General features: G+C 65.3%; 11 protein-coding genes. 7 read left to right on the top strand and 4 right to left on the bottom strand.

Annotated features, from left to right (window positions below; translation table 11 throughout):
- Positions 1 to 29 precede the first annotated feature (29 nt).
- The 7 genes from EN781_RS15290 to EN781_RS15260 all read left to right on the top strand — a co-directional run bounded on the left by EN781_RS15290 (position 30) and on the right by EN781_RS15260 (position 6,758).
- Positions 30 to 1,031, top strand: a complete 1,002-nt coding sequence (locus EN781_RS15290; RefSeq protein ID WP_348631384.1) for an inositol monophosphatase family protein — start codon at positions 30 to 32, stop codon at positions 1,029 to 1,031.
- Positions 1,019 to 2,935, top strand: a complete 1,917-nt coding sequence (dnaK, locus tag EN781_RS15285; protein WP_126057217.1) for a molecular chaperone DnaK — start codon at positions 1,019 to 1,021, stop codon at positions 2,933 to 2,935. Before EN781_RS15290 ends, dnaK begins: the two co-directional genes overlap by 13 nt.
- 190 nt (positions 2,936 to 3,125) lie before the next feature.
- A complete protein-coding gene (dnaJ, locus tag EN781_RS15280) occupies positions 3,126 to 4,256 on the top strand; it encodes a molecular chaperone DnaJ (RefSeq protein ID WP_126057218.1) in 1,131 nt (376 codons plus the stop codon).
- Positions 4,257 to 4,382: 126 nt separating this feature from the next.
- Positions 4,383 to 4,988, top strand: a complete 606-nt coding sequence (pmtA, locus tag EN781_RS15275) for a phospholipid N-methyltransferase PmtA (RefSeq protein ID WP_126057219.1) — start codon at positions 4,383 to 4,385, stop codon at positions 4,986 to 4,988.
- A gap of 159 nt (positions 4,989 to 5,147) precedes the next feature.
- Positions 5,148 to 5,744: an NADPH-dependent FMN reductase gene (locus tag EN781_RS15270; RefSeq protein WP_126057220.1), complete on the top strand. Its 597-nt coding sequence runs from the start codon at positions 5,148 to 5,150 to the stop codon at positions 5,742 to 5,744.
- The gene (gene pyrF, locus EN781_RS15265; protein ID WP_126057221.1) at positions 5,741 to 6,448 is read left to right on the top strand and encodes an orotidine-5'-phosphate decarboxylase; all 708 of its coding nucleotides are present in this window, start codon (positions 5,741 to 5,743) and stop codon (positions 6,446 to 6,448) included. Before EN781_RS15270 ends, pyrF begins: the two co-directional genes overlap by 4 nt.
- A 22-nt stretch (positions 6,449 to 6,470) precedes the next feature.
- The gene (locus tag EN781_RS15260) at positions 6,471 to 6,758 is read left to right on the top strand and encodes a DUF1330 domain-containing protein (protein ID WP_127400114.1); all 288 of its coding nucleotides are present in this window, start codon (positions 6,471 to 6,473) and stop codon (positions 6,756 to 6,758) included.
- Positions 6,759 to 6,809: 51 nt separating this feature from the next.
- On the opposite strand, the gene EN781_RS15255 is transcribed toward EN781_RS15260, so the two are convergent.
- The 4 genes from EN781_RS15255 to EN781_RS15240 all read right to left on the bottom strand — a co-directional run.
- Entirely contained in the window at positions 6,810 to 7,868 is a 1,059-nt protein-coding gene (locus EN781_RS15255) for a D-alanine:D-lactate ligase-like protein (protein ID WP_127400113.1), read from the bottom strand.
- A 137-nt stretch (positions 7,869 to 8,005) separates the two neighbouring features.
- The gene (locus EN781_RS15250; RefSeq protein ID WP_126057224.1) at positions 8,006 to 8,884 is read right to left on the bottom strand and encodes an SMP-30/gluconolactonase/LRE family protein; all 879 of its coding nucleotides are present in this window, start codon (positions 8,882 to 8,884) and stop codon (positions 8,006 to 8,008) included.
- Positions 8,884 to 9,522 carry a 2-dehydro-3-deoxy-6-phosphogalactonate aldolase gene (locus EN781_RS15245; protein ID WP_126057225.1) on the bottom strand — a complete coding sequence of 213 codons (639 nt, stop codon included), beginning with the start codon at positions 9,520 to 9,522 and terminating at the stop codon, positions 8,884 to 8,886. Before EN781_RS15245 ends, EN781_RS15250 begins: the two co-directional genes overlap by 1 nt.
- Positions 9,519 to 10,210: 2-dehydro-3-deoxygalactonokinase (locus EN781_RS15240; protein WP_127400112.1), on the bottom strand; the 692-nt coding region annotated here is incomplete at its 5' end. The genes EN781_RS15240 and EN781_RS15245, both read right to left, overlap by 4 nt.

Genomic DNA, 10,210 nt, shown 5'->3' with positions numbered 1-10,210 from the left:
GCCCGAAATATTTCCGCGACCTCGAAAACCTGACCGTCGAGAGCAAGGGCCATCAGGACCTGGTCTCGGACGGCGACCGCGAAGTCGAGCTGTTCATCCGCGCCGCCATTGCCGACCCCTACCCGCGGGACGGCATCGTCGGCGAGGAACATGCGCCGGTCGTCGGAACGACCGGCTTTGTCTGGGTGATCGACCCGATCGACGGCACCGCCAATTTCGTGCGCGGGATTCCGGCCTGGTGCGTGGTGATCGCCTGCGCCCGCGAGGGCGGGACCGTCGTCGGCGTGATCCACGAGCCCTCGACCGGCGAGACCTTCCACTGCCATCGTGATGGCGGCGCCTTCGTCAACGGCCGGCCGATCAAGGCGAGCGATGCCGCGAGCCTCACCGAAGGATCGGTGGGAACCGGCCTGTCCAACCGGGCCGATACCGGGCATGTCGCCGTGCTCATCCGCCAGATCATGGCTGAAGGCGGCGTCTTCTACCGCAACGCGTCGGGCGCGCTGATGCTGGCTTATGCCGCGTCCGGCCGGCTGCTCGGCTATATCGAGGAACACATGAACGCCTGGGATTGCCTGGCCGGCATGCTGCTTGTCGAGGAAGCCGGAGGCACGGTGCTGAAGCCCGATCCGAAAACCGTCATCAGCCAGGGAACGCTGGTGATCGCCGGCGGAACGGCGATTTTTTCCCGAAGCTGCGGGCGCTTTCCCAGCAGGCGTTCGGGCTCTGATTGTGGCGGCTGCGACGTTTTTGCCCGCGGCGGATTGTGCAAGTCCGTCCGTGTCCGGCGGCAAATCGGCTGCGATATGCGCGATTTAGGCATTTTTCCCGTCATCTGGCGGGATCGTGGACGCCTTGCGCAGAATGCTTGCGCCCCGTGCAGCCTGTTCTTATATACGCGCCAAGCCGTTCGGCGCCGGAACGCCGGTTGCCGGAACGGGATTTCTTGTGAACAGGGGCTTTCGTTGGAACGCCTGATCAGGGTCCTGAGAGCCTGCTTAGCGGAGAGACTAGAACAATGGCAAAAGTAATCGGTATCGACCTCGGAACCACCAACTCCTGTATTGCCATCATGGACGGCAAGGAGCCCAAGGTTATCGAGAATGCGGAGGGCGCGCGCACGACCCCTTCGATCGTCGCCATCTCGAGCGACGGCGAACGCCTCGTCGGCCAGCCGGCCAAGCGCCAGGCGGTCACCAATCCTGAGAACACCATCTTCGCGGTGAAGCGCCTGATCGGCCGCCGCTATGACGATCCGGTGACGGAGAAGGACAAGAAGCTTGTCCCCTACAAGATCGTCAAGGGCGACAATGGCGATGCCTGGGTCGAGGCCGGCGGCAAGAAGCAGTCGCCCAGCCAGATCTCGGCCATGATCCTGCAGAAGATGAAGGAAACGGCGGAAGCCTATCTCGGCGAGAAGGTCGAGAAGGCGGTCATCACCGTTCCGGCCTATTTCAACGACGCCCAGCGCCAGGCGACCAAGGACGCCGGCAAGATCGCCGGCCTCGAAGTGCTGCGCATCATCAACGAGCCGACGGCCGCGGCCCTTGCCTACGGCCTCGACAAGAAGGACGGCAAGACCATCGCCGTCTATGACCTTGGCGGCGGCACCTTCGACATTTCGGTGCTCGAGATCGGCGACGGCGTCTTCGAGGTGAAGTCGACCAATGGCGACACCTTCCTCGGCGGCGAGGATTTCGACATGCGCCTGGTCGAGTACCTGGCGGCCGAGTTCAAGAAGGAGCAGGGCATCGACCTGAAGGCCGACAAGCTCGCCCTGCAGCGTCTCAAGGAAGCGGCCGAGAAGGCCAAGATCGAGCTGTCGTCAACGACGCAGACCGAGATCAACCTGCCCTTCATCACCGCCGACGCCACCGGGCCGAAGCACCTGACGCTGAAGCTGACCAGGGCGAAGTTCGAAAGCCTGGTCGAGGATCTCGTCCAGCGCACGATCGACCCCTGCAAGGCGGCGCTCAAGGATGCCGGCCTGAAGGCTGGCGAGATCGACGAGGTCGTCCTGGTCGGCGGCATGACCCGCATGCCCAAGATCCAGGAGATCGTGAAGCAGTTCTTCGGCAAGGACCCGCACAAGGGCGTCAACCCGGATGAGGTCGTCGCGCTTGGCGCCGCCATCCAGGCCGGCGTGCTGCAGGGCGACGTCAAGGACGTGCTCCTGCTCGACGTGACGCCGCTGTCGCTCGGCATCGAAACGCTGGGCGGCGTGTTCACCCGCCTGATCGAGCGCAACACCACGATCCCGACCAAGAAGAGCCAGGTGTTCTCGACCGCCGAGGACAGTCAGTCGGCGGTGACGATCCGCGTCTTCCAGGGCGAGCGCGAGATGGCGGCAGACAACAAGCTGCTCGGCCAGTTCGACCTTGTCGGCATCCCGCCGGCACCGCGCGGCGTGCCGCAGATCGAGGTCACCTTCGACATCGACGCCAACGGCATCGTCAACGTCTCGGCCAAGGACAAGGGCACCGGCAAGGAGCACCAGATCCGCATCCAGGCTTCCGGCGGCCTTTCGGACGCCGACATCGAGAAGATGGTCAAGGACGCCGAGGCCAATGCCGAAGCCGACAAGAAGCGGCGCGCCGTGGTCGAGGCCCGCAACCAGGCCGAGGCGCTGGTGCATTCCTCGGAGAAGTCGCTGAAGGAATATGGCGATAAGGTCTCGGAAGCCGACCGTACGGCGATCGCCGATGCGATCGCGGCGCTGAAGGCCGCCACCGAAGGCGACGACGCGGCCGAGATCGAGGCCAAGACGCAGGCGCTCGCCGAAGCTTCGATGAAGCTCGGCCAGGCCATGTACGAAGCCTCGCAGAAGGAAGCGGCCGAGGCCGACGCCAAAGCGGACGCCGCCAAGGATTCGGACGTGGTCGACGCCGATTTCGAGGAAATCGACGAGGACGACGACAAGAAGAAGTCGGCCTGAGCCGCCTGACGGCAAATAATGCGAAAAGCCCGGCGCAAGGCCGGGCTTTTTTGCAACCCTTCATGAAAAAGTGCGGGCAAGGCCGCGCCAGCACTGGCATCCGGACGCCATCGCACCTAAATCGGAACGACGTGCCGGCAAACGACGCAACAGTGCATCAAGACATTGAGCATCCGGACTGCGGGAAAAAATGAAAGCTGATTTCTACGAGACGCTGGGCGTGCAAAAGGGCGCCGACGACAAGGAGCTCAAGAGCGCTTTCCGCAAGCTCGCCATGCAGTTTCATCCCGACCGCAATCCCGGCGATCACGCCTGCGAGCACAAGTTCAAGGAAATCAACGAAGCCTACGAGACGCTGAAGGACCCGCAGAAGCGCGCGGCCTATGATCGTTTCGGCCACGCCGCCTTCGAACATGGCGGCATGAATGGCGCCGCGCAGGGCTTCGGCGCCGGCGGCTTCGCCGACATCTTCGAGGATATTTTCGGCGACATGATGGGCGGCCGCCAGCGCCGCTCGTCGGGCGGCCGCGAGCGTGGCGCGGACCTGCGCTACAATATGGAGATTTCGCTGGAGGAGGCGTTTTCCGGCAAGACCGCGCAAATCCGCGTGCCGGCCTCGATCTCCTGCTCTGAATGTTCGGGCAGCGGCGCCAAGCCCGGCACCCAGCCGGCCACCTGCTCGATGTGCAACGGCCACGGCAAGGTGCGCGCCACGCAAGGCTTCTTCTCGATCGAGCGCACCTGCCCGCAGTGCCAGGGCCGCGGCCAGACGATCAAGGACCCGTGCCCGAAATGCGCCGGCCAGGGCCGCGTCACTGAGGAACGTTCGCTGTCGGTCAACATCCCGGCCGGCATCGAGGACGGCACCCGCATCCGGCTGGCCAATGAGGGCGAGGCCGGCCTGCGCGGCGGCCCGTCGGGCGACCTCTACATTTTCCTCGCGGTCAAGCCGCACGAGTTCTTCCAGCGCGACGGCGCCGACCTCTACTGCAAGGTGCCGATCTCGATGACGACAGCGGCTCTCGGTGGGTCCTTCGAGGTGACGACGCTCGACGGCACGCAGACCAAGGTGAAGGTGCCGGAAGGCACGCAGAACGGCCGCCAGTTCCGGTTGAAGGGCAAGGGCATGCCGGTGCTGCGCCAGCCCAATGTCGGCGACCTCTACATCCAGACCGCGGTCGAGACGCCGCAGAACCTGTCGCGCCGGCAGCGTGAGCTCCTGGAAGAGTTCGAGCAGCTGTCCTCGCAGGACAATTCGCCCCAGTCGAGCGGCTTCTTCGCCCGCATGAAGGACTTTTTCGAATCCTTCAGCGACCGCTGAGAGGTTGAAGGGCATGTCCCGGGGATTGCTTCCCGAGCGTCATCAACACCTTATGCCAGGTTGACGCCTTGCCTTGTCCCACCTAGCTGCTAATTAGCGGGTCGGGGAGCGTTGAGGAGAGCTCGCATGGCACGTGGTCCCGGGTTGCGCAAGTCGCTGGCGGAGAAGTTCGACGACGAGCTGAAGTTCTTCAGGGGCTGGATCGACAAGCCGAAGACGGTCGGCTCGATCGTTCCCACCAGTTCCATCACCGCCCGCAAGATGGCCTCGATCGTCAATCCGAAATCCGGCCTGCCGGTGCTTGAGGTCGGCCCCGGCACCGGCGTCATCACCCGCGCCATCCTGGCGCAGGGGATAAAGCCGGAAAATCTCTACGCGGTCGAATACTCGACCGATTTCGTGCGCCACCTGCGTCGGCTTTATCCGGGCGTCAACGTCATCGAAGGCGACGCCTTCAATCTCAACGCGACGCTCGGCGACAAGCGCGACATGGTGTTCGATTCGGTTGTCTCCGGCGTGCCGCTGCTGAACTTCCCGGTCGCCCAGCGCATCGCCTATATCGAAAGCCTGCTCGACCGCATCCCCGCCGGCCGGCCGATCGTTCAGCTGACCTATGGTCCGCTGTCGCCGATCCCGCCCGGCCGCGGCGACTACACGGTCAAGCATTTCGATTTCATCATCCGCAACATCCCGCCGACGCAGCTGTGGATCTACCGGCGCGAGGCGCATTAGAGGAGAAGGAATAGGGGAGTACGGCAGTGGGGCAGCAGGGGAGTGAACGGCTCGATACCGTACTGCCTTACTGCCTTACTGCCCTACTCTCTTCCTCCCTCATCCAAACGTTGATTTGAGCGGCCCCTTTCTGTACCTGTCCGGGAACAAGGGTGGCCAATGCCAATGATCCCAAAAATCCTCGTCTTCGCAGGCTCGATCCGGTGGGGCGCCTTCAGCGGCAGGACCGCGGACGTGGCGCAGAAAGAGCTTGCCATGCAGGGCGCCGAGGTGACCCGCATCTCGCTTGGCGACTATCCGCTGCCGATCATGGACGAGGACTTGGAAAAGGAGAAAGGCATTCCCGAGAATGCCATGCGGATCGGCCGGCTGATCGCCAACCACGATGGACTGTTGATCGCCACGCCGGAATATAACGGCTCGCTGCCACCTCTGCTCAAGAACAGCATCGACTGGGTGAGCCGGATACGCCGCGACGGCGGCCGCTCGTTCAGGCCGTTTGCAGGCAAGCCCGCCGGCCTCTGCTCCTCCTCCGACGGCAAGTTTGCCGGCATACGCTGCATCAATCACCTGCGCGCCGTGCTGGTGCGCTGCCAGGTCGAGGTGGTCACGCCGGAATGCTCGGTCTCTGGCGCCAGCGACGCCTTCGACGAGAATGGACATTTCCGCGACGACAGACTACGCCAATCGATGGAGCGCCTATGCCGCACACTGATCGAAACCTCGCGCATGCTGTCCAGCCGGATCGAAGCATGATCCCGGAGCATGCCGACACCATGCGCGACAGGCTGATCGTCGGTCTCGACGTGCCGACGGTGAAGGACGCCGAGAAAGCGGTGCGCGAGCTCGACGGCACGGTCTCCTTCTACAAGATCGGCTATCAGCTGGCCTTCGCCGGCGGACTCGACTTCGCTCGCGAGCTTGCCAGCGGCGGCATCAGGATCTTCCTCGACATGAAGCTGCTCGACATCGACAACACGGTGGCCAAGGGGGTCGAGAACATCGTCAGGATGGGCATGACGATGCTCACCATCCACTCCTATCCCAAGGCGATGCGGGCTGCTGTCGAAGCGGCCCGGGGCAGCGATCTCTGCCTGCTCGCGGTCAGCGTGCTGACCTCGATGGACGAGCAGGACATGATCGACGCCGGCTACGAATACGACCCGCACACGCTGGTGCTGAGGCGCTCAGAGCAAGCGCTGCATGCCGGCATGGGCGGCGTCGTCTGTTCCGCCGAGGAGGCGGAAGCCGTGCGCCGGATCGTCGGGCCGAACATGGCCGTGGTCACGCCGGGAATACGCCCCAAGGGCAGCGACCATGGCGACCAGAAACGGGTGGTGACCCCGGCGCAGGCGATTCGCAACGGCTCCAGCCATCTTGTCGTTGGCCGCCCGATCGTCGGCGCCGCCGACAGGCGCGCTGCCGCCGAGGCCATCCTGGCCGAAATGCGGTCCGCATAAGTCCCAAACTCGGAGAAACGATATGGCAAAGGGATACTGGGTCGCCCGCGTCGATGTGCGCGACGCCGAGGGCTACAAGGACTATGTCGCCGCCGCGAAGCCGGCCTTCGAGCGGTTCGGCGCGAAATTCCTGGCGCGCGGCGGCGAGCACGAGAAGGCCGAGGGGCCGGGCCGCGCGCGCAACGTCATCATCGAGTTTCCGTCGCTTGCCGCGGCGCATGAATGCTACCATTCGCCGGAATACCAGCGCGCCGTCGCCATCCGCCAGAAGGTGGCCGACGGCGAGATCGTGCTGGTCGAGGGCATCTAGCCCCCTGCTTGACCATGACCTTGTCCGAAAACCGGCTCCCACTTTTCGGGGTCATGGTCGAAGCCGGGTCCTCGCGGTTTCGGCCATCGCATCGGCGAGACCGAGGCCCCATTGCGCGCGGCAATAGTCACGGAAATCGAAGCAGGGCAGGCCGGGACAGACCTCGAACTCGATGAGATGGACGGTGTCGTCGGCCTCCACCCTGAGGTCGACGGAGAAGACATCGCGCAAGCCGAGCCCGGTCATCAGGCCCCCGGCGATCCGGCGGATTATCGCATCGGCTGCCGGTTGGCTCGCGGTGACGGGCTCGAGCACCGGCTCGGCATAGGTTCCGGCGGCCATCGCGATCCCGCCGGTATCGCCATAGAGCGCCAGGCTGTCGGCCATGGTCTGGAAATCGCCACCGGACTCGACGAAGGCGATGCCGAGCGCCTCGACGCCGGTCTCCGGCTTCAGGCCGAGGAAGCTGGCGCGCACGTTGCGGCCGGCGACATAGGGCTGGACGACGACGTCGTCGCGATAGTGGGCGAAGACGCGCCGGCTAAGCTCCAGCGCATGACCGAGATCAGCCACACGCGAATCCGGCCAGATGCCGATCTTGGCACCGAGGCGGTTCGGCTTGACGAACCAGCCGGCTTCCGAGGCTGGCGGCTCGACCAGCCATTCCCCGTTCCGCGCCAGACCTGCCTGCGGCGCCGGCAAGCCAAGCGCGCCGAGCACGGCGCCGGAGCGGAACTTGTCCTGGCAGAGCGCGAATAAGGAATCGTCGGCGCCGATGGTCTTCAGCCCATTGAGCCTTGCCAGCGCGGGCGCCGCGCCGCCCCGGAAATAGGCGATGCCGTCGGTCAGCGTCCAGACCAGCGTGGCATCCCGATCAGCGCGGGCAAGCACGCCGGCGGCTTCATCCAGCTCGACCGACGCAAAGGCGAGGCCGCGCGCTTCGCAAGCAGCGGCCAGCACCTCGAATTCCGGCGCAAGGTCGGTCGACTGTGCCAGGTAGGACGATATCTCGGTGGCGCGCTCCGCCGGGTAGCCGTCGGCGACCAGCCGGTCGAAACAGGCTTTCTCCGGCTCGTGGACGAGGATCAGTCTCGGCTGGTTGCGCGGCATCGATTGGAAAGGCTCTTGGCGGTCCGGCCTCTACCATCGCACGGCTGACGCCATTGGCTCTCGCGAAACCGACGAAGGCAGGCGGTTGCGTGACAGAACGGGGCCGAACCGCAAAGCGAACCGGTGACCCGGTCGCTTCAGGCGATCAGCACGCGCGGCTCGAAGCGGCCTTTGACCTCGAAATCGAGCAGGAAGGTCATGCCGGCCTGCGGGTCGAGCTGGCGCTGCTTTTCGTCCTTGCCCTTCCACGCCGAGGTCACCACCAGCCTGTCGGCCTTCGCGCCAACAAAGGCCGGGCAGGAGGGCTGCGTCACCGGCATCGGGATTTCGCGCAGCAGCGTGCCGTCCGGAGCATAGGCCTTGACCGCCCTGCCGCCCCAGACGGCGTTCCACAGCACGCCGTCGCGGTCGATGACGGAACCGTCGACATAGCCCTTGGACGAACGGTGATCGACGAACACTTTTGGTTCACCTATGGGCAGCCCGGCCGCGGGATCGCAGGCGACGCGCATCAAGAGCCCGGTCGAGGTGTCGGTGTAGTAGGCGATCTTTCCGTCCGCGGAAAAGCAGATTGAGTTCGACACGGTGATGTCGGAAAACAGCCGGCGCAATTCGCCCTTGAAGAACCAGTAGATCGAGCCGGCGCCCTTGCCCTCGTCCTTGCCCATAGTTCCGACCCAGAAGGCGCCGCAGGGGTGGACGCGCGAATCGTTGGAGCGGGTGAGCGGATTGTCGGCCTCAATCGCGGTGTGCAGCGTCAGCTTGCCGGTCGCGACATCGCGGACATGGAGGCCGGTTTCGGTGGCGATCAGCTGGCGCTGTTCATCGATGATGGCCAGCGCGCTGGCCATCAGGCCGAGATCATGCACCTTCAGCACGCCGGAGCCAACGCCCTGCTCCAACAGCAGGCCATTGACGATGTCGAACCAGAACAGCGCATCGCTGCCGCGGTCATAGCTCGGGCCTTCGCCAAGCTGGCAGATGCGGTCCGAGAAAACCGACACGGTGTCGCTCATTATGCATCTCCAAAGGCGGCGTCCCAGGCGACAACGGCGGCCTGAGCCCGCGCGGCCACCTCCTCGACGCCCATGCCGGGCTTGAACAGGCTGGAGCCGAGGCCGAAGACGCTGACGCCGGCCGATTTGTAGCCGGCAAAATCTTTCTCGGACACACCGCCAACGGCGCCGATCAGCACATCGGCGGGCAGCACCGCGCGCACGGCCGCAATGCCGCCGGCGCCAAGCACGCTTGCCGGGAAGAATTTCAGCGCCGAGGCGCCGAGCCTTATCGCCAGGAAGGCTTCTGTCGGCGTGAACACGCCGGGCATCGTCACCATGCCATGGGTCCGAGCGCGGTCCATCACCGCGGCATCAATGTTAGGGCTGACCAGCAGCCGGCCGCCGGCTGCGTGCAGGGCGTCGACATCGGCCGCCGTCAGCACAGTTCCGGCGCCGACCAGGGCTGCCTTTGGCAACGCCTGCACAAGGCCGGCGATCGAGACGCAGGGTTCCGGCGAATTGAGCGGCACCTCGATCGCCTCGATACCGGCATCGAAGATCGCCTGGCCGATCGCCACCGCCTCGCCCGGTTTCAGCCCGCGCAGGATGGCGACGAGGCCGCGCTTGAGTTTCGGAAACGGTGCTGTCTGGGTCACGCGGCGGCTCCAATCATGCCGTTCTCGCGTGCCGCCTCGACGAGCCCGGCACGCACTGCTTCATCGGCGTCAACAGTTCTGAGGGCAAGGTCCGCGATGCCCAGCGCGGCGGCATACAGCACACCCAGCGCGCCGGAGGCGACCAGCACGACAGGTGCATCGCCAGCGCCATAACGGCGTTTCGCCGAAGCGATCTCGCCGCCGAGCAGCAGCCCGGACAGGCACGCCGCCGCATCGTCGGCCTGCAGATCCTGCAGCAGGCCGGCGGCGCGGATGGCAAACAGCTTCGAGGTGACGTCACCGCCCTCGCCCAGGGCCCGTTCACACCATTGACGGAAGAAGGCATTGTCCGCGACCACCGCTGCCGGATGCTCGCCCAGCGAATGGCGCAGGATCGAATGCGCGGCCAGCACCGAAAACAGCTCGCCCGTCGGCCAGGTGCCGAAGCCGGCAACGGCGCCGTCCTCCACGACCACCCATTTCGAATGGGTGCCGGGCATGCAGACGAGGTGGCGGCCCTTTGCCGGCAAACCGGCGCCGGCGAGCTGGGTCTCCTCGCCGCGCATCACGTCGGGCGCATCGGCCGATCGCTGGGCAAGGCCCGGCACGATGCGAATGTCGCGGCTTTGGCCGGGAACACGGGCGGCGCCGGCGAGGATGGCGCCGAGAGGCGAGGGCACGGTGACAT

The sequence above is a fragment of the Mesorhizobium sp. M4A.F.Ca.ET.090.04.2.1 genome (assembly GCF_003999085.1).
Lineage (GTDB): Bacteria > Pseudomonadota > Alphaproteobacteria > Rhizobiales > Rhizobiaceae > Mesorhizobium.
This window is presented reverse-complemented; position numbering and strand designations above follow the sequence as displayed.

What these genes read in the sequence shown, in the direction of transcription:
- pyrF (WP_126057221.1), top strand. Translation starts at nt 5,741, where the DNA reads ATGATCCCGGAGCATGCCGACACCATGCGCGACAGGCTGATCGTCGGT.
- EN781_RS15270 (WP_126057220.1), top strand. Translation starts at nt 5,148, where the DNA reads ATGCCAATGATCCCAAAAATCCTCGTCTTCGCAGGCTCGATCCGGTGG.
- EN781_RS15250 (WP_126057224.1), bottom strand. Translation starts at nt 8,884, where the DNA reads ATGAGCGACACCGTGTCGGTTTTCTCGGACCGCATCTGCCAGCTTGGC.
- dnaJ (WP_126057218.1), top strand. Translation starts at nt 3,126, where the DNA reads ATGAAAGCTGATTTCTACGAGACGCTGGGCGTGCAAAAGGGCGCCGAC.
- pmtA (WP_126057219.1), top strand. Translation starts at nt 4,383, where the DNA reads ATGGCACGTGGTCCCGGGTTGCGCAAGTCGCTGGCGGAGAAGTTCGAC.
- EN781_RS15260 (WP_127400114.1), top strand. Translation starts at nt 6,471, where the DNA reads ATGGCAAAGGGATACTGGGTCGCCCGCGTCGATGTGCGCGACGCCGAG.
- dnaK (WP_126057217.1), top strand. Translation starts at nt 1,019, where the DNA reads ATGGCAAAAGTAATCGGTATCGACCTCGGAACCACCAACTCCTGTATT.
- EN781_RS15255 (WP_127400113.1), bottom strand. Translation starts at nt 7,868, where the DNA reads ATGCCGCGCAACCAGCCGAGACTGATCCTCGTCCACGAGCCGGAGAAA.